The 19,583-nt window shown below is 44.1% G+C and carries 17 protein-coding genes; 5 read left to right on the top strand and 12 right to left on the bottom strand.

The genetic code is table 11. The features are described 5' to 3' along the window. The first annotated feature begins 2 nt into the window (after window positions 1-2). Genes ACY2RR_RS03040 through ACY2RR_RS03050 form a run of 3 tightly spaced genes read left to right on the top strand, consistent with a single transcriptional unit; the run spans window position 3 to window position 4,437 of the window. Entirely contained in the window at window positions 3-1,949 is a 1,947-nt protein-coding gene (locus ACY2RR_RS03040; protein WP_490106664.1) for a hypothetical protein, read from the top strand. Then, complete coding sequence (locus ACY2RR_RS03045) at window positions 1,949-4,024, top strand: hypothetical protein (RefSeq protein WP_490106665.1); 2,076 nt, start codon at window positions 1,949-1,951, stop codon at window positions 4,022-4,024. Before ACY2RR_RS03040 ends, ACY2RR_RS03045 begins: the two co-directional genes overlap by 1 nt. Further along, on the top strand, window positions 4,021-4,437 hold the full coding sequence (locus ACY2RR_RS03050; protein WP_490106666.1) for a hypothetical protein: 417 nt from the start codon (window positions 4,021-4,023) through the stop codon (window positions 4,435-4,437). The genes ACY2RR_RS03045 and ACY2RR_RS03050 overlap by 4 nt, the downstream gene beginning before the upstream one ends. A gap of 123 nt (window positions 4,438-4,560) precedes the next feature. On the opposite strand, the gene ACY2RR_RS03055 is transcribed toward ACY2RR_RS03050, so the two are convergent. Next, window positions 4,561-5,709 carry a hypothetical protein gene (locus ACY2RR_RS03055; RefSeq protein WP_490106667.1) on the bottom strand — a complete coding sequence of 383 codons (1,149 nt, stop codon included), beginning with the start codon at window positions 5,707-5,709 and terminating at the stop codon, window positions 4,561-4,563. A gap of 127 nt (window positions 5,710-5,836) precedes the next feature. Between ACY2RR_RS03055 and ACY2RR_RS03060 the strand changes: the two genes are divergently transcribed. Both ACY2RR_RS03060 and ACY2RR_RS03065 read left to right on the top strand, forming a co-directional pair. Then, entirely contained in the window at window positions 5,837-5,980 is a 144-nt protein-coding gene (locus tag ACY2RR_RS03060; protein ID WP_490106668.1) for a hypothetical protein, read from the top strand. 55 nt (window positions 5,981-6,035) lie between these two features. Beyond that, the gene (locus ACY2RR_RS03065; RefSeq protein ID WP_490106669.1) at window positions 6,036-6,185 is read left to right on the top strand and encodes a hypothetical protein; all 150 of its coding nucleotides are present in this window, start codon (window positions 6,036-6,038) and stop codon (window positions 6,183-6,185) included. Window positions 6,186-6,201: 16 nt separating this feature from the next. Here ACY2RR_RS03065 and ACY2RR_RS03070 read toward each other — a convergent pair whose 3' ends face one another. The 11 genes from ACY2RR_RS03070 to ACY2RR_RS03120 all read right to left on the bottom strand — a co-directional run bounded on the left by ACY2RR_RS03070 (window position 6,202) and on the right by ACY2RR_RS03120 (window position 19,495). Continuing rightward, on the bottom strand, window positions 6,202-7,227 hold the full coding sequence (locus ACY2RR_RS03070) for a hypothetical protein (RefSeq protein WP_490106670.1): 1,026 nt from the start codon (window positions 7,225-7,227) through the stop codon (window positions 6,202-6,204). Between the two features lie 74 nt (window positions 7,228-7,301). Continuing rightward, the gene (locus tag ACY2RR_RS03075) at window positions 7,302-8,018 is read right to left on the bottom strand and encodes a M48 family metallopeptidase (RefSeq protein WP_490106671.1); all 717 of its coding nucleotides are present in this window, start codon (window positions 8,016-8,018) and stop codon (window positions 7,302-7,304) included. Beyond that, a complete protein-coding gene (locus ACY2RR_RS03080) occupies window positions 8,011-11,337 on the bottom strand; it encodes a type I restriction endonuclease subunit R (protein WP_490106672.1) in 3,327 nt (1,108 codons plus the stop codon). Before ACY2RR_RS03080 ends, ACY2RR_RS03075 begins: the two co-directional genes overlap by 8 nt. Window positions 11,338-11,459: 122 nt before the next feature. After that, the gene (gene darG, locus ACY2RR_RS03085) at window positions 11,460-12,539 is read right to left on the bottom strand and encodes a type II toxin-antitoxin system antitoxin DNA ADP-ribosyl glycohydrolase DarG (RefSeq protein ID WP_490106673.1); all 1,080 of its coding nucleotides are present in this window, start codon (window positions 12,537-12,539) and stop codon (window positions 11,460-11,462) included. Next, window positions 12,536-13,180, bottom strand: coding sequence for a type II toxin-antitoxin system toxin DNA ADP-ribosyl transferase DarT (gene darT / locus ACY2RR_RS03090; protein WP_490106674.1), 645 nt, complete (start codon window positions 13,178-13,180; stop codon window positions 12,536-12,538). Before darT ends, darG begins: the two co-directional genes overlap by 4 nt. A gap of 4 nt (window positions 13,181-13,184) precedes the next feature. Next, window positions 13,185-13,760 carry a DarT ssDNA thymidine ADP-ribosyltransferase family protein gene (locus tag ACY2RR_RS03095; RefSeq protein ID WP_490106675.1) on the bottom strand — a complete coding sequence of 192 codons (576 nt, stop codon included), beginning with the start codon at window positions 13,758-13,760 and terminating at the stop codon, window positions 13,185-13,187. Window positions 13,761-13,873: 113 nt separating this feature from the next. Beyond that, the gene (locus ACY2RR_RS03100) at window positions 13,874-14,377 is read right to left on the bottom strand and encodes a Kiwa anti-phage protein KwaB-like domain-containing protein (protein WP_490106676.1); all 504 of its coding nucleotides are present in this window, start codon (window positions 14,375-14,377) and stop codon (window positions 13,874-13,876) included. Then, entirely contained in the window at window positions 14,355-14,921 is a 567-nt protein-coding gene (locus ACY2RR_RS03105; RefSeq protein ID WP_490106677.1) for a hypothetical protein, read from the bottom strand. Before ACY2RR_RS03105 ends, ACY2RR_RS03100 begins: the two co-directional genes overlap by 23 nt. 20 nt (window positions 14,922-14,941) lie before the next feature. Further along, complete coding sequence (locus ACY2RR_RS03110; RefSeq protein ID WP_490106678.1) at window positions 14,942-15,550, bottom strand: KwaA family protein; 609 nt, start codon at window positions 15,548-15,550, stop codon at window positions 14,942-14,944. Further along, window positions 15,547-16,809 (bottom strand): restriction endonuclease subunit S, encoded by a 1,263-nt coding sequence (locus tag ACY2RR_RS03115; protein WP_490106679.1) that lies wholly within the window; start codon window positions 16,807-16,809, stop codon window positions 15,547-15,549. The genes ACY2RR_RS03110 and ACY2RR_RS03115 overlap by 4 nt, the downstream gene beginning before the upstream one ends. After that, window positions 16,802-19,495 (bottom strand): N-6 DNA methylase, encoded by a 2,694-nt coding sequence (locus ACY2RR_RS03120; RefSeq protein WP_490106680.1) that lies wholly within the window; start codon window positions 19,493-19,495, stop codon window positions 16,802-16,804. The genes ACY2RR_RS03115 and ACY2RR_RS03120 overlap by 8 nt, the downstream gene beginning before the upstream one ends. Window positions 19,496-19,583 lie beyond the last annotated feature (88 nt).

Consider the following 19,583-nt stretch of genomic DNA (forward strand, 5'->3'; position numbering starts at 1 on the left):
ACATGAGTAAAATAATATACGTCGTAAGAGAAACAATAACAGTAACTCTTCAAGAGCTTATTGAAAATGAATTCTTACATCCTGAAAAAATTAAAATATCACTTCCCAATTCGGATAAAGTATTCCCAGTAGACATAGGTTCTATAGCTTACTCAAGAAGAAAATATTGTCATAAAAGTTTAAAGCAAAAGAACACTCCTTATTTAGTTGACACTAGCTCTTTAGTGAAACATAGAAGGATTTTTTTGCGAAATTTCTTCGAATACATTGCATGCAGGGGTTTTAGAGATAACTCAATTGATGCTTTGATTGGAAGGGTTCGTCTAGGATTTAATACGATAGATAAAGCTGGTTACACAAACTTCCTTAGGACTCAGGAAGAAACAAGAAAAATCTATACATTGATATCTAATGACTTGAAACACAAAGTCCAATCTAATGAAATTTCGCCTAGAACTGCTGAAGGTGTACAAGTAGGGCTGGGATTTCTCATCCTCATATCTCTAGGTAAACCCGCTGCAGATCATATAAAAAGAAATAACATTAGAATTACAGGAAAAGTAAAAAATACTCAACCCCGTGAAAACCAAGACCTGAAAGAAGCATACGAAACGTATAAGCATATTGCATTAGGTATAACAGACTTTCTAATAAATGAAGAAAAGCTACCATTGCTACTCAAACTTCCCAGCTTTGATACATATCTATTTCCATACTCAAACCATAGAGTAACTCCATATTGTTTCCGGCCCACAGATGTCTATAACCACGAGAGAGGAAGAATTGTTACAGAATCTGAATACTTCGAAAAAAGACCGGACAAACCAGAGGCACAATTAAGAGAAAACCTTAAGCGCACAATAAAAAAGTTAAATACTGCAAATGCAAACCCTCGCTCAGAGCCTCGTAGAGCCTTATCTGCAACCGCTATGCAATCCTTCCAGATGATATTCATGATGATAACAGGCTCCCACGTATCAGAAATTTCTCAGCTTCAATTTAGCGGTGAGTTCGAACCAGAAAAATCAGTGACACACACAAGTTTTAGAACAATAAAATTCCGTGCAGCTGGCAAGATAGTTCAATATGAACTTGCTTCTGGAGCAACAGCTCTTTTTAAACATTATTTTCGCCTTCGAAAATGGGTACTCAATGGTAGAATAGAGCACAGGTTATTTTTTAGTTTAAAAGCCAACTCTTGGGATATAGTACCTATTTCTTTGTCAATATTACGATCCTTCCAAAGGCAAAAAGTTATAGGCATATTCATGCCTGCTGACTTTAAAATATTGACAGCAAGGGAGTTTCGTAAATCTAAGAGCATATTTCTACATGACCAACCTGTAGTAAGCAAAGAAACAGTAGCTAAAGTATTAAACCACTCCAACAAAACAAATGAGTCTCATTACATGGAGACATCCCCAGAAAAGGCTAAAACAGAAATTTCAAAATTCTGGGAAGCTGCAAACGAAGCAGCCACACACATTAAAGTTGTTAACTGTGATTCTTCTATCAAAAATCATAATCGCATCGCTGCAGGTCATTGTGACGATTTCATGCACCCTGAACCAGCAATTGCATGCCCTCCAATTATTCCTGACTGTCGTCAGCAGTATGGCTGCCTCTTCTGTACCCACTACGTGTGTCATGCAAATGACGAAGAAGATATCAGCAAATTATTCAGCCTTCTCTACATTGTCACAGGTGTACTTAACTCGGTTCAAGAAACAGAGAAAGCTAAAAATCTATTTCTTACTCTGTCAATAAGGGTTAGATATATCTTAAACAAAATTAAAACAAAATCTGAAATAGGAATAAAACTCGTATCCGCAGCGGAAACACAGGTCTTTAAATACGGAAATCTTACGCCTTACTGGGAAAATCGGCTTCAGCGATATGAAGCGTTAGGAATGATATTCACCCCAAAGGAAGAGTTGGAACTTTTGTAATGGATATAAAAAATCACAAGAATCGAGTATTTTTAAAATCCCAGGAAAGAGAGTTAAAAACTAACAATCAAACTGTTCCTCCTGACATATTCTCCCAGAAAAATGTCATGAACATTCCGAACAATTTTGTCCTATGTCGTGACCAAAAAGGAATTGCCACAGCTGTTTTTGGAGAAGATTACTGGGATTTTAAACCTTACCGTTTAGCTGCTTCAGGGAACAGCAGAATGAACTTCCTTCCTCTCTTGAAAGGAAATGATCCTGATTTTGAACGAAAGATCGTGAACGAATCGAAAACCATTATCTTCTCACTCATATACTTTGTTAACACTGGTGCCATTGGATTTTTATCTGTAACAACTCTAATACAATACTATAGTACCGTTATAAATGCTGCTTCATTTTGCTTAGAAAGTAATAATAGCTTGCTTGGAAAATTATCCTTAAGTGAGTTGTTTTCAAACAAAATGTATTTAGCATCATATATAAAATCACTTAAAGGTATAACATATAAGAAGCAAAATCTAAATGCTTTAGTAAGCCATCTTAATGCAATAGGAGAAAAGCGCCTAGGTTTTAAGGTAGCTGCACATCTCGATATATTTGAAAAAAAACATCATTACCAACACCCTATCATCCCTACCAGAATATATCTAGAACTAATAAACACACTAACAGAAAAGGTCTCATTCCTTAAACAACACACAAAGAATATTGAAGAATTTATTCAAGCTTTTTCTGACCCTTATTTTGGTTTAAACAAACAAGTACAGCTCAGCACAGGCTGTGCAAAGTCACAAATAAGACCAACTATAAGAGAAGCAATTCAACAGTTTGGTCTGCAACCATTATTTGAGGGTGATTATTCAATAAATAAGAGATGTGGAAGAGGCAAAGTAAATGGAATTTTAACTCGCATTCAATACGAGATGAAGCTACTAATTCACTTATATACTGGCATGCGTAACGATGAAGTCAACAGAATGCAATATAATTGTACAACTAAACACATCACTGAGCCTTCAATAAACTTAGAAAACGGAAAAGAGCTGGCTCCAAGCCAGCAAGTAGATCTACTTACAACAACCACGAAATTAAGTGGCTACCATGAAGAAGACTGTTGGTATGCTCATCCAATTGTTTTAGATGCGATAACAGTTCTTCGAAGAATAGTGCGCGGCTATGCCTCTATGGTGTCATTAAGTCCTGAACAGTGCCCATTATTTGTTAGCACTGTAAAAATATTCATGAAGAACCACTTCCCATCTAGTCGCATAGAAGTAACTACCTTTAAACCTTCTGTAAAATCATTTCTTGAAAAATCTTTTTTTAAGATTACCAGCGAAGATTATGAAGTTTTGCAAGCCAGTGATCCGGAACGTAACTTTTCAAAAGAACCGGAGTTTCAGGTTGGTAAAACATGGCCCATTACAACACATCAGTTCAGACGATCTCTTGCTTTTTATGCTGTAAACAGCGGATTTGTGTCACTTCCGACACTAAAACGCCAATTCAAACACTTAACTCAAGAAATGACAAAATATTACAGCAGAAACAATGAGAACGTTAAAACCATTTTCGGTCATTATGACACTAAGTCAAAGCAATACATATTACCACTTCGCCATATAGCATATGAAATACAAGTTGGTATGCCTATTGCCACTGCAGAAGCTCTTCTGAAAGACCTATTATCTGAAGATATGACTTTATATGGAAAAACAGGTAGTTACTTTGAAAAACAACGCTATAAATTAAAAGCAGGTGATGTTTTGGTTGAAGAGCTCATAGAAGAAACTGCAAAAAAAGTGGAAAACGGTGAAGCAGCGTATCGTAAAACGCTTTTAGGTGGATGTACAAATACTGAAATTTGCTCATGCTCAATGCTTGGTGAGTTTGCTGATTGTTTAACAAGCAAGTGCGCCGTAATAAAACCATCAAACGTAGAACAACTTATAGAATCTACAACCCGAGAATTAAAAACTTATGAGCATAATTCTGTCGAGTATCTTGCGACAAAGTCTGAATTGGATGAACTAATTAACTTTAAAAAACTAAAAATGGAAGTGAAATGAACAAAATTAGCGGCCTTGATTCATGCTATTCAGCCTTTGAACGCCTAAAGCAAGGAAAGCCAAAACTTGGTAAGTTTAACCATATAACTCCTGATAAGATTACAGCCTCCATCGTCTCCCAAGAAGCCGGTTTTGATAGTGGCTACCTTAAGAAAAACCGCCCTAGTCATCAGGGTATACTTGCCTTGATCGAAGCACATCGCAATGAGAGCAAGACCGCAACATCAACTAAAAACAAAATAATTCGAGATGAGAGACAAAAAAAAGAAAAATATAAGGAGCGTTTAGTGCGTGTTGAGAAACTTTTGGAACAAGCTTTAGCAAGAGAACTTTTACTCACCTCTAAATTACAAGAACTGGAACAGCTTATACATAGCAGCCCTAAAATCACACACATAAACTCCAAAAATTAACGACTATATCAACGTCTAAACCTATCTATCATGGAGAGCCTTGACTCTCCTACAAAATTTAGATGGATTAGTTCAGACCTGAACTTACAATCATCCACATAAACCCCAAGTATTTCCACCAGATCATACCGGCACAGGTAAATCTCCATGCTTGTTTTCGTTATTCATGTGCTTTTGAAAATGGCGTTGATACATAGAAAATGCTTCAACAATAACATCTTCAGATATATATCGCTGCGACACAGCCTTTTCCACATCTTTCAACAAGTTAGTCAAAAAAACAGCCACTCGAAAATACGCAATCCATACTCGGATAAAGTCCTCACGCTCTTCACTAGGGAATAACTTTTTCAACCATGCTCTCATAGTATTTTCGTTTGGCAGATTATCACTATTCCGCCATCTCTTGAACTTTCTAACCTTATCCTCAATACCTTCTTTCCCTGGTAGGCTTGCACCCATTTCATCCCATGATCGCACATTCCAGTTTGCTCTCCACCGTTTAAACAGGTTGGCAATAGGCCACTGCTTCTTATCAGAATAGTCAGTTGGCAAAAGGCTGCAGATCACACCCTTACGCTGTATTTCAAAAGACAAACACTCCCTATTGAAAGCCAACCATTCCGTTTCCGCACACGCCAGGATATCCATATGCAAATTAAGAGAACCATATACCGTTGATGAAAGGTATTCATTGCTGCAATAGAACAAATCCAAGACATCTTCGTTTTCAGCTTCAAGAGCACTTCCAAGAACTTCAATCACATTTATCGGAAGTGCAAACCTCTGGAAAAAGGATCTACTCACAAACCTTTCCAAGCCATCCAAATTGCTGTGATATTCTTGGCACTCTTCAAAGCCAATGGCCTCTTCATCTAGTAATCCAGCAACATATTGAAGTGTTCTCGGGAAAAAATCCTTTCCTTGGCTTATCTGAATTCCTAGCAGAGCTGAACGCCATCCAATTTCTCTCTGTGGCCACAGAACTTCCGAGGCATACATCCTCTCAAGACCTTCAACTGATTGACCTCTGCTACTCATCACATCCTTGAGAAAGGCCTGGAACTTGTTAGCCGAGCGACTACTGGATATCCAAGGCTCATACCATATTTTCCGTAGTGTCTTCTCTGACAACTCAGGTTTGATACCCGTTCTCTTTGAGAGCTCTTTAAACACGCCGCTACCAGTAGGTAGGCCTATAAGTTCCAACAAGTCAGGCACAGGAAAAAACAATAAAGGCGTTTTTGAGCCCCGTATTACGATTGCATCCATACCTACATTCCCTGCCTTTATGCCGCAGTCCAGTTTTACCGCGTCGTGCCACTATATCCCATATTCCCCATTACCTACTATTCACTTGCGGCTTCCGCAAACACATTACCAATCGAGGATTACGTCAATGACCGGCCCCGACACTGACAATATGAGCGATGATGAACTAGACCTCTGGTCAGACATCAACAACCCAAATAATGATGCAGATATGGATGATTGGGCTGATGCCCACAACCCTAACAATGACGATTATCTAGGTGACGAATAGTCCCTGATAATCACCCCAAACACTCGTTTACAGATATTTCGAAAGGAAGAGTATCATGTCTAAGAAATCAGGTAAGACACAACAAGCTCAGAACAACCACAAGGCTAACCAAAACAATGCCAACAAGGGTACTGCAGGTCAAAACAAAGCTCATGCCCATGTACAGGGCAATCGAGGCAAGCAAATGAACCCTAACCAGAAATGATGTTCCTTGGCAGCGATTACTTATTGGTGATCGCTGCTTTATGTCGCTTAAAGTGCTCATGGTAGGTTGCAAACGCTGCAAGAATTTCTTTTTCTGTCATGATCTCTTTCACATCTTCTGCAGAGAGTTCGTTCCACAGCCGGCTAAGATACGCTGCCACTTCGAAGAAGCATCTATTAATGTAAGCTGCGTACTCACAAACACCCCCTGAAGCCTTGTCACTTATCAGATTATCTAAACACTCAGTCATACTCTGCAGGCTAGGAATATGCTTCCCTGATCGCCACTTCATCAACTGGTTTTTGACTATCTCCGAATCCCTTTCTCCCGCCATCTGTACGGCCATTGCATCCCACGATTTAAACCCCATCTTATCTCGGCACACAGAGAGCATTCTGGTAATAGGATTTAAAACAACACTGCCTTCTTCCTTTAAAGGGAGGTACCGGGAAAAGTTGCTTTCAATGCTCTCATCCAGCTTCAGGCTTTCGCTTTCCTTAAAGCTCATAAACCATTCAACCTCTGCGCATGCCAGAATATCCATCTGTAAACTTATGACACCGTGCACTAAAGAACGCTGCATTTCTTTTCGCTGACAGACATGCTCCCAGCAATCCTCTTTATTCATATTCATCAGAGAGGAGGTTGGAATATCAGCCTCTAATGGCAGCGCATACCTTATAAAATAATCATGCCTCAATAAGTGCTGAAGAGAAGCTTCTGAGTCGGGTTGTTGCTCGACGATAATCTTATGAAGGCGAGCTTCTTCATCAAGAATTTCATGGAGATAAGCTGTGGTAATAGGAAAGAAATCATTCCCAGTCGCTTGTTGATGGCCAATCAGGGCACTTCTCCATGTGGTGTCACCTTCCTTGAAGCACTCGATCCAATATTCTTTTGACTTACCACTGGATTCTGCGAGGTAGGATGTAAACTTTTCCAGAGTTTTCTTTGACACAGATTCCGGTTTTTTAAACGCATTCCTCAGTGTTTTTTCTGACAACCCCAGATGCACATCGTTAAACTCAGCATCCTGCTGCATTAGCACTGCGGGAGCTGGCAACCCTTGTAGTTTTAGGAAATCAAAATAAGGAATAAAAAAAAGCGGCACCCTACTCACAACTTCATCCCAGCCCCATTATTCCTCAGCCACACGACTTGTCTCTGGTAATCTGGTAAAACCTTATCCACAGCATCCCAAAACTTGGCATCATGGTTGCGATGTAAGCGGTGGGCTAGTTCATGTACCACGACATAATCCAACACAGCCAACGGAGCCATTAGACAGCGCCAATGAAAGTTCAGATCACCTTTGCCGGTACAAGATGCCCAGCGATGCTGCAGCTCCATCACGCGTATTGAACCATAAGATACACCTAACTTAGGAGCGTAGTGTTTAACTCTCTGGCTAAGCCGGGTCTGACCTTTTTCACGGTAAAACTGTTTAAAGATTTCCATCCCTGCATCAACCTTGTCATGCCGTAACAAGAAGCGGCCATTCTTTAGAACAAGGGGTTCATCCTGCGTATCTACAAGCTGTAGGCGATAGTTTCTGCCCAGATATGGAAACCCTTCCCCATTTACAAACTCGCGGTGAACCTGAACACGATTTAAGTCTTCCCATTCTGCCAGGTTGCGATATATCCAACTGCGTTTCTGTTCGATAATGCTTTCGATTTTAGCCATGTCATATGGCAGAGGGGCACGTACTGTGACAGACCCATCTCGCTCTATGAACAAGCTGGTCGTTTTACGATCACTCTGGGTCAGGCGGTACTCAATATCCTTATACTGATGTAAGCCTGTATCACTACAGGAAGTTTGGTCAGTCACCAGTATTCATCCCCAGAATATCCTTTTCCCTTCTTCTGGCCAGAGCCACAACCTCCGTGGCAAGCAGTTCTTTATGGGCTTTCAGCTGTGGCACTTTACTCAGGATGATGCGCTTTTTAATCCTGCCCTGCAGCTCCGATACCAAATCTTCCCGCTCCCAGAAGTCGAGGTTGCCAATATGCTCATTTAAATCATCCATAATGCCAGAAACCGTTTCCTTAACTCTGGCAACGTGAGCCGCCAGATCGCCTTCTTTAAACGCCAGGCTGACAATCAGGTCAAAGAAAGGGTCTTCCACTTTAGCATCTGGCCCTCGCCCTGCCAGAATCTCATCACGCAGTGCTCCAAGCTTAAGTGCCATCTGTTCCCAGTTGTCACTATGCTTCTTAATGATCTCATCCAGCTTCTCACTCATGCTCTTGTAGAACACGGGGTCATCATCGCCGCTGACCTTGCAGTGCTTACGAATAGCGTGCTCCATCTCACTGGCCTGAGCCTTGAGGTCGGGCTCTTTCTTAACGGATTTGATGAACTCATCGCTGAACAGTTCAACAGGCTTTACCTTAGGACTCATGCCCAGGCTGACCAGATGATCATTTACTAGGGCTCGCACCTTCTGACCCACACCATGGAAGTTCATTGTTTCGTCTTTATAACGCTCCCGGGCTTTGGCCTGGATATGAACAAACTGGTACATAGGTAGCTTGTACGGGGCAGCCAGGGAGTTGGGCATCACAATGTCCATACTCTGCAGAAACTTCTTCAGATACACATTAAAACTGTCTCTCTGACGAATATCTTCCAGCAGCTCCACTGCGGCCAATTGAACCTGATAGTGCTCTTCTGGTGACAACTTCTGGGTAACGAGATCTTCTATCTGGTTTACGCCACCATCTTGGAAGAGCTGTAATAAGCGCCGGTAACGACTTTCCAAAACAGGAACTTCGCTGTCGATACTCTGCAATCCATTAAGAATCTCTTCCTGCTCCTCTCCAGCATAAAGCGAGAGCGCTTCCTTTAGATTCTCTGTAAGGCCGATGTAATCAACAATGTAACCCCGGGTCTTTTCCTTGTATGTCCTGTTAACCCGGGCAATAGTTTGCAACAGATTGTGCTCGCTCAATCGCTTATCGATGTACATCACCTGCTCAATAGGGGCATCAAACCCCGTCAGAAGCATGTCACAGACGATCAGGAAGGCAACGCCAGTCTCAGGCTTGTCATAGTTAAAGGCTTTCTTGAAGCTTTCTACAGCGTCCAATGCTTTGGATTCTTTCCTGGCAGCAACAAACGCTGCTTTTTCATTAGTGCCATCACTGGAAATGATCACCGCTGTTTTCAGGAATTTCAGTCGGCGGAGTACTTCCATGTTCTGATCACTGGAGGCCAAAGCTTCATGCTCTGTTATAAGCTGGGTAATCGCCTTGCTGATATAAGTCTGGTAATGAGTACATGCCTGTTTGGATGCACATACAACCTGAGCCTTAAAGCCAGAGGGCATAATGCTTCGTACATAATGCTTCACAAGATCGGTAGAGATTTCCTCTATGCGCTTCTCAGCATCAAGAATGTCGCCCTCCGCACCGTATTTCTTGCGGATCTCTAAAACCTCTTCTTCTGTTCTGTCCTTGAACAGATTCTCAAACTTGGTATCAAAACCGGTGCGGTCATAAATAGCTGTATCGGCTGTACGCCCCTCATAAATGATCTGGAGAGTGGCGTGATCGTCTACCGCATCCATCAGTTTGTACTTGTCGATATAAGCCCCGCTCTGGCTGGCACCAAAGCGTTTCCAGGTCGGGTCAGTGTGATGGTCTGCAATCAAAGGCGTACCCGTAAATGCTATCCGGGCAGCATTAGGAAATGCGTCAAACAGATTATCAGAAAGACTGGCACGGTCTTTACCGCTACGCTGGGTTCTATGGGCTTCGTCTATCAAGATCAGCACTTGTTCCCGGTCATTAATAACACCGAACTCATGGAAGCGCGCCACCTCAACCTGATAGTTCGCCTCGGCCTCTGCTATCCGGTTTTCATCACCAGAAGCCTCGGCAGCCAGTCGCTGAGCAGATAGTGTTTTGCGTACGCTGTCAGGCAAGAAAGAAACATCTTCTTCCCGAAACTTATGAATCATCACCATATTGAGGTTAGAGGAATCAGTCGCCAGTTTTTCTTTAGCCTCTTTCGCACTACTGATTTCGGTAATGGTTTCCCCGGTTAAACCTGCCGTAGCTGTGAGCTGCTCCTCCAAATCCTTACGATCATTGACCATCAAAACCTTGTAATGCTTCAGGTCTGGCATTCGGCGCAGACGGCGCACCAGAAACACCATAGTCAGACTCTTGCCACTGCCCTGGGTATGCCAGATTACGCCTGAACGCTGAAGAGATGTTTCTCCCTTTTGCATTCTCTCTATAACTTTGCACACCGCTCGATATTGCTGGTAGCGACAGATGACCTTAATCCGGTTTGAGCCTGCATCCATAAACAGGGTGTAGCTGCGGGTAATATCCAGCAATCGCTGTGGGTGAAGCATCCCCTGAACCAGCTGTTCCTGTGGCCGATGCAGCATTACCTCCGGCGCACTGTATGGCTCAACATCTGGATAAGTGGTTTTCCAGTGGAAGTAATATTCCTCAGAAGAAGTAATAGAACCAAACTTACAGTCATCACCATAGGTGCTAATCATTAACTGATTGGTGAAGAACAACCGAGGTTCACCTTCCCGGTTCTTGGAAGTCTCCGGTTCACGCAGATCTGCATAACGGCGTAGCTGTTCAACACCTTCAAACATAGGATTGGTGCAGCTGCTACTCAGCTCTTTGCACTCAATAACAACCAGCGGCAGGCCGTTCACAAATAAAACAATGTCTGGCCGAATATGGCCTTTGGTATGACCGGGAGTGTCTACACGAAACTGGTTGATAGCTGTGAAGGTATTGTTCTGCCAGTTATCAAAATCAATGATTTTTACTACTGGGTTATTCTCGCCAGTGACTTCGTTTTTATCGACCTGCCACTTATATAATCTCTCAAGAAACTCCTGGTTAGCTGCCAGAAGTTTATGGGTGCCAAAGTCGCTGAAGTCTTCCAGCAAACTATCCAGTTGTGGCTCTGTAAGCCATTCAGTGCCATCGTCAAGGCAGTTAATTTTTCGAACAGCCTTTCTGAAGTAGTCAGCCAGTACCACTTCACGAAAGCTACTGCGGAAGCTTGTTGCAGGATCGCCGGGGATGCCTGAACCAAGGTCGTGTGTATCCCACCCCATAGACTTTAACTGGGTTAACAGGGGACGTTCGACATCCTTGTATTCACTCACGATAAACGACTCCAAGCGTACAGATTCACAGTTTTCCAAGAATGACGGAAAACTGGTTGCTCTTACAAGGCTTGGCGGTAGAGAAATATGTGAGAGTTTTGGTACTGCCTGACAAGAAATGGTCAGGCAGCCATGTTCATATCCAGCAAACGGGAAAGAGCTATATTTACATCTTTCTCATTAAAGAGACTGGCTTTTCTTGCGCCCCATTTCTTACCTGCTGGCCAACGTTTTATCGCCTCTAATACGCTTTGAAGACTGTTTTCACAGCCCTCCCGATTTAGCAACCAGTCAACTGTCGTTAGAAGCTCAAGACCGTATGGAGACTCAAAGCCTTCGATGATTTTTGAAGCCTGCTCAAGAGCGGGTAAGTACTCCTTTGCTTCAGACTGAAGGTAAGCCTGCACCTTAGATTTTTTCGTATCATTGAAGCGAATAACATCAAGAGAGCTTGAGTCAGCAATACGTTTATCGCTTTGTAGATAACTGCCATCTAAGGCGTTTAGCACATGCTCTAAACGGTTAGCATAAGGACCGTAGTTGTGTGCCTTAAAACGCAAATCTAATGGGTTCTTGATTCCTTCCCGCTCAATAACCCGTTCCAGAATCCAAGCCATTTTCTGAATTTCAAGCTGGCTGCACTCCATGCCGAGTACCCAATACCGGCGTATAAGCTCTGCAATTAAGGCACTTGAGGCAGAAAGCTTCTCAACACCTTTAGTTTTAGCAACATTTTGATATTTGGCTGTAGGCTCAAAAACAAGAATTTCTACATCATCTAGATCAGATAAAGCCAGTTCTATCTGTTCTCGAACGGCTGGCCAATCGAGGCCACCATTGCCAGCACCGAGAGGGGGAATGGCAATAGACTGGACGTTGTTCTCAATGAGAAAACACCTGAGATCCTGCAAACCTTCCACAATCCATTCCATTTTAGATGGATTGCGCCAGTGCTTTTTCGTTGGGAAGTTTACAATCCAGCGAGGCCCCATGCCGGGCAAGTTATCCGTTTCAGTCACGAACATGTGACCTACCTGTACCTCTTTGGCTTTACAGGCTCTGGCGTATTCCTTCATGTTTTTGGCAAAGCGCTCTTTGAACATCAAAGCAATACCTTTACCCATAACGCCGACGGTATTGACGGTGTTCACCAGTGCTTCTGCCGGTGCATCTAGAAGGTTGCCTTTAGTGTACTTGATCATTGGAAATACCATCCCGTTCGCACATAGGCTGGTAAGTCGAGCCCTCGTTGCTGTGTATGTTGATCTATCTCTGATTTTAGCTCTTCGGTGTAACAAACTACACCCAACAATGCCTCAACCGGCAAATGCCTGTGCACCAATGCTTCTGCCTGGTAGCGCTCGAATTTGGCTGGGTCATCCTGGTCCCGCTTGAAATCACGGTTTTGAAGGATTGCCCAATCGATTTTATCCAGGTCAGACAGCTCACTATAAAAGTTTGCCCACATATAATAAGCATGGCTGTCTGTGAACAAATACGGCAGATTGAGCTCTTTTACCCTATGCAGGCTGGAAACCAGTATAACCAGGTCATTATTTTCCCTTTTTGGCACACCCCAGCCGGTATGAATATTCTGCATCATCACCGAGAATGGCGTGAAGTAGAAAGGAACATAATCGTTTAAAACACCACCTGGAACCGAAGGGACAGGGTGCTCTCCTCGCTTGCTGATCAGCTCAGGGTTACCAATATCGATCCAGTTCGGCGAGCGAACATCGCTGGTGCCGCAATGCAGTCCATTATCAAGCAACCAAGGGAGGTTACTCCGGTGTGTAATGCGCCAAATCAGAGCTTTTTCTGGATTAAGGTTGGTATAAACCATATGACTAGCTCTTTACAAACATCCTAGGGTTGACCGTGATATTAAGCTCTAAGTCTGATTCATATGCGGCATCTTCGACAATAGCCCTAATCTCCTCAGTTCTCACAAAAACATTATTAAAAAAACTAGGATCTACAACCCCTGGAGATAGACATTCGGCCATACAAACACTCTTGGAGTGATGATTATGGTAATCCCTCTCATTCATCGCATCCCAGTCTATCGCCTCAAAACCATCAGCATAATTCAAAAGCTCCACATCCTCAGATGCTAGAGGGTGAAATGGGATGATTGGCCAGTTATTGCCTTCTGCAAAACTTCTATGAACTGTAAAAAGGACAAACTCTTCATCAGGGTGATCTACCTGAACACGACCATCAAAAGGATTTTTAGCAAAAAAATGAAAAGGTACATATTCTTGCAGGTTTAATCCTCTACGTGACTGTAAAATCTCTCCGTTTGCGATATCTGTAAACCTTGCAAGTTCATTACGAGGCAAAAGCCCTTCATCTAATATCATTGGAACATTATTCAGGCTGGTCAAATGATAGATAAGGCTTTGTGTTCTAATATCTGCCATGTTTAATTTCTTGATATAGTCGAGATGGTGGAATTAATAAGCTTCTGCCTATCACAGAAAGCTGTTTTCTTTTTTACAGCGCTGTTGTCTTGACATAAATGACTTGTATCAAATTAATTTGCGACAGGAAGGTCTATCAACTCCCCATCAACATCAAAAATCACACCATCTACAACCGTACGCACACGCTTATTCTGAAGCAGGGTCAACAGCTCTTGCACATAGGCCTTATCTTCTTGCACAACAATTTTGCCGTTGTCGTCAAACTCAACCAGCCACCCTTGTCCCTGAGCGGCCTGATGCAGTTGAGTGAGCCACACATCATTGTTGTAGTAGCCCTTGGAGTGAACCGATGCCAGCTGTCTCATCAAATGTTTATCTTGGCCAATAGCACGGGATAGTGCATCACCGGCCCCCTGAACCAAGGCAGGGCTAGCATCCAGAACAGTAATGGCTTCCTCCTTCTTTTGAGCAAGCCGGGCACGATAGTTCATAGCACTTTCAAACTGGTTAATATCAGCGATAAACACGCCCTCACCAACCTGAATCATGTCTATCTTTGAGGAAATTGAAAAGCTGGGTTCAGTATTCAGGTCAGCTACAAGTTCGTTTTGCAAAACCTTGAAGCTTAGGGCTCTTGTCGCCGTATTTTTTTACAGACCAAGATGTAGACAGGTAACGGAATGCATAGAGATTAACGGCCTCTTCCCCTTCCCGAAGAACAGTTAGCTTAATGACATAACCATTAAAAACATTGAGATCACCCGCGGCCGTCAGGCTAGGAATATCTTCAGCACCAACAAGCTCAACGATCTGACTGAAGTCAGTCGCTGCACTTTCAACATAGAAAAACCGATTATCTTGAGTGGTATTAATATCTCTCAGTTCAGCGATATGCCCATGGTCGGCTATGCAGCCCTGAACATACCCCCGGAACTTGTCTTCAAGATCAGCCGAACAGGGAATCTGCTTAACGCTCTGGAAGCGCTTTTTCTTGTTAGTGGTGCTGGTTTTGACAGCGTAAACATTGACCACAGCCTGACTTAAATCCAGTCCTTTTAAGGTTGCCAGCTTTTGCTCCAAAGTGGCCTGGTCAATCTGTTGCTGTGTCACGTCCTCATTAGCGGCCTCAGAAGGAAGCTCTGTTGTGACTTCGGTCATTCTTGGTCTGCGTCTTTTCGTTATTTTTCAGGGAAGAGAAAGTGTATACCGGTATTCTGCTTGAGTCTCAAAACTGTTTGTGATGGAACCAGCTCTCCCCAGCAGAGAGCTCGTTTTTTGTAGCTGTGGTTATTCCCCACCTCTCGGTATTCCAGCTCGTAGAGGCGAATACCCAATAGCAGGAACATGGCATTTAACAGCACCACCCTGTCGTTGCGAACGAAGGCCAGCATAAACACCAGAAAAACTACTAGCGCTGCGATGGACTGCCAGCTCTCATAGTTAAAGGCAAACAGCCCCATCAAAAACGGGATGGTGTAATTGAGCATATCGCCATGAACCTGCGTACAACTTTGCACCTGCACAGATTTCCCGCCCTCCTGCCAGGTCAGAAGCTTTCGCATAACATGAGCTACGGTCAGCGTAGCCACAGAGGAAAGCAGGAACAAACCTAAAGCCAGGTAGCTGACGAAAAAACCGCTTTGCAGGGTGAAAATCGGTAGTCCTTTGGTATTTGGCCCTATATCCAGAATCAGCAAAATCAAAAACAACGGGTAGTAGGCTGACAGAAATATCAACACATCTACCCAGAGTTTTGGAGCCAGCTCCTTTGGCTTGCGGTTGATCATACGGGTACAGACACCTTTCCAGTGAGGAGGTCTTGCATCAGGCCTTTTTGCTGGAGCTGCAGTTTTTTGAGATTATCATCCTCATTTGCAATCACCCCTTCAACTGCAGAAAGCTTTTCCATTATTTGCTGCTGCTCGGGCACTGAAGGATATTTACTTTTTAATAATCTGAAATCTTTCAACGTTACCTTTGGCCTAGTCACTCCAGCAGTAATCTCTTCAATCTGCGATCTAACAAAGTCAGAATTCATAGTATCAGAAATCCATTTAGGTAGTGCTTTCTTCAAGTTTGGTCTTAGGCGAATGATATCAGCTGTGATGATGCCATCTGGCAATGTACTGGGATAAACTGCAGCAACGCAGGGAGGCAAACCCATTTTTGTCGCAACAATGTCACCAGCTACAACTTTGTGTGCCGACAACTGCTGGGCTTTATGATTCGTTATGTATGTATTACTCACCCAATTAATGCCGGACTCTTTTACATCTCTCACAAATACAATGGGGACACCTTCTTTCCTGTAATCTGATGCTACAAGGTCGCTACCAAACGGCCCGATTACAGTGCTTCCTTTTTCCTCAGCAGCCACACCAAACATGCTTAAAACCTCCCACTCCTTCGGCACCCAGCCCAGTTCGGTTTCCTTGTAGAGTTCCGGGGCTTCCTCAAAGGTGGGGCGCAACTGACCGGTGGTAGTGTCAATACCACGGCTGAACAGGTCAGCCATCATACCTTGTTTGATGGCGGTGTATTTGTCGATCAGGGACTGGGTTTGAGCTGTTTGGCGGACAGATGAATTGACAATGCCTGCTATTCTTTTTTGACTAGTTTTTTCAGGTGCAGGAACGATTGCATCAGCAACATCTCTAACCGACAAATGCTTAACTGTAGTTGCAGCTGTCAAGTCGTTTACTTTCTTCAGGTATCCTTGCAACCAGAAGAAAAGATAATCCAAATCGAGATCTGAACCGGTTTTTTCAGAAATTTTTAATATCCGCTGATTTAAAAGGCCAGTACCTCCTTTCCATCTGACAATATTGAAATCTCCATCCATCCCTATCAATACATCATCATCCTTGATCAAATAGCTGGGATCGAAGCAACCTGAAAAAAACATATCCGGTTTTGTGTTATCTGTAATGTCACGGATTCTGATGAGTGGCACACCATCGTCATTGGAGAACTCATCAGATGCAAACGGATAACCTGATAGGATATTGATGTGATCCCCTAAGCGGAACTGGAAAGTATCATTCATAACCCAACTCCTGCATAAACCCATCCAGCAACGCCGCTTCCTTATCCCTTTGGCTCAGAATATCTTTCACAGTCACAGCATACTTCCGGTGCTGATTCTCAACAGCCTTGACCAGCGCCAGCAGAACGGCTCGCACATAGCCCTGATATTCACTGTCCAGCTCTGCCTTAAATCGGATCAGGATGAGTTCACGAGCCTGTTCAGAACTGATCTGTTCTCGGGCAACGGCTAACAGTTCATCCATGCGTTTTTCGGTTTCGCGAATTTCTACTTTCAGAGTTTTGAGTTCCTGCTCCACCGCTTTGTGGTTAGCGAGCTTGTTCTCAATGTTAATTAGCTGGCTAGCAGCCTCTTCACCCTGTTGAGCCAACTCTGAAATCTGGCTTGCATTGGAGAGGGAAACGCCCAACTTCTGTGCTGTAGCCAGAATCAGCTGGTGAACCGGGAAGTTAAGGTCTCTGGCTGTCAGCCCCTGTACGAAGCCACCTTTCTTTGTGCCTTTGAGTAATGGTGTCGCTGCCTTTAGCTCCGTAAAGGCATCGTTGATCTGGGCTTTGAGGTTTTTCAGGGTCTGGCTGACTTCAGCCTTCCCCTCTTTTAGGTCAGCTTTAAGCTGCTTTGCGTATCCTGTAGGCAGCGCTGGGTTTTCATCGGACGGTTCATAATCGTCTTCATCCGCTTGATCAATCCAGCCTTGCAGTTCACTGATGCGGGCGTTCTTCTGGTTCAGCTCATTCACAACATCAGCGCACTGGCTGGCAAACAGTACTTCATCAGGAATCAGCTCGGCATTCCAACCACTGGCGGCGATGGATTTAAAATCAGCTTCCAGCGTCTTAAACCAGTTGGCCAGTGCACCTCGCACCTTGTACTGATTGAGCAAGTTCAAAGGTACCAGTGCCTGCTCAATGGTATTCAGGGACTGACGACGCAGGGCGAATACACCTTCCTCGCCGTTTTTATCAACAAGCGCGTTATCACCCAGTTTTGTGAATGCAGGCAGTTCATCCTTCCACCAGATATCCAGAGCATTCTGGAACTCCTGATGTTTTTCCTGCACCGCAGGATGTTGCTCAATCAGAGGCTTAATTGCATCCAATGACTCCACAGCTGACTGGAAATCCTGATAGCACGCATCACCAGCCCTTGGCATAAACAAACTCTCCCGCAGGGTAGGGTAATCCTGCCAGGAGCGATCCAGGTTATTGATCTCATCAGTGGGAATACCGCCATTCAAATGGGCACGGACATCCTGAGGCTCGGGAGCCGGGCTGTTGTCCACATAGCGACGGATGTTGAGGTTGAAATCTTCACCTTCCAACTCACTGACCGGTACACAGCGTGCGTACTTGGTCACTTCACCGGCATCAGTATTGAGCAGACTGCGATAAACGCTGGTGATCTTCTCAATATCTTCAGGTCGAAGGCTGTTCTGGTTCTTACCTTCTTTGTATTCCCGGTCGGCATTGATAAACAGTACCGAATCACGCTCAGTCGCTCCCTGCTTGTTAATCACCAATACACAGGCGGGAATACCGGTGCCATAAAACAAACCAGAGGGCAGGCCTATAACGGCCTCAAGCTGGCCTTTCTCAATAATACGCTGGCGGCAGGTCTTCTCTTCACTACCACGGAACAAAACACCGTGGGGCATAACCACCGCCATCTTTCCGTTCTGCTTGAGGGAAGCGATCATGTGCTGCACGAACATCAGGTCAGCTTTTTTGCCAGATTCTGGCAGGAAGGTGTGGAAGCGATCCTTAAAGCCCTGAATGCCCGCTTTGGAGTAGTTCTGGGAGAACGGCGGATTAGCAATGACCCGGTCAAAAGTTCTTAACTCACCGGCTGAGGTGACGTGCTGTGGGCTAAGTAGCGTGTCATCGTTTTGTATATCCGCACCACCGGCTCCGTGGAGGATCATGTTCATCTTGCAGATAGACCAGGTGCCGCCGTTATCTTCCTGCCCAAGCAGGTGCATATTGCGGACGTTACCACCGGTTTCTGCCACGTAGTTTCTGCTCTGGATCAGCATACCTCCAGAGCCACATGTGGGGTCGTAAACCTCCATGCCTTCAGTCGGTTCCAGTATCTCAACCAACAACCGTACAACTTCTGCCGGGGTGTAAAACTCACCACCTTTTTTACCAGCACTATCGGCGAAGTATTTGATCAGGTACTCGTAAGCAGCACCAAGAAGATCGGGGAATTCAAAATCTTCGTTGGAGAGTGGAATCTCATCAAAGTGCTGGATAAAATCTACCAGAGTGCTGTCAGCGATAGGCTTTTTGCCGACTTTCTTGTTGAAGTCAATGTGTTTGAGTACACCTTCCAACCCTTTGGAAGTGTTCTCTTCCTCCAGAGCTTCCAGCGCTTTGTTCAGGCCGGTGCCGACGTTTTCCTTCAGGTGTTTGAGGTTGTCCCAGCGGGCTTTTTCCGGCACGTAGAAATCAAACTGGTCTTCGTCTTCCAGCAGTAGTTCTATATCTTCGTCATCATGGCCTTCCGCTTTCAGCTCAGCCTGTTTGATGGCGTAGTCCTTCTCGAACTGGTCAGACATCCGCTTGAGGAACAGGATGCCGAAGATGTATTCCTTGTACTCAGAAGCATCCATCTTGCCTCGGAGAATATCGCAAGCCTTAAACAGCTTGCTGGAAAGCCTGGTCAGCGTAAGTTTGTGGGTAGCCATAGATTCCTTAGCGCCTGACGGCAGATGAAGCGATATGGCTGCCAGGCGATACTTGAAAATGTAATTGCAGGAATATTACCTGTTGGGG

It is taken from the genome of Parendozoicomonas sp. 2304DJ65-17, assembly GCF_058148445.1.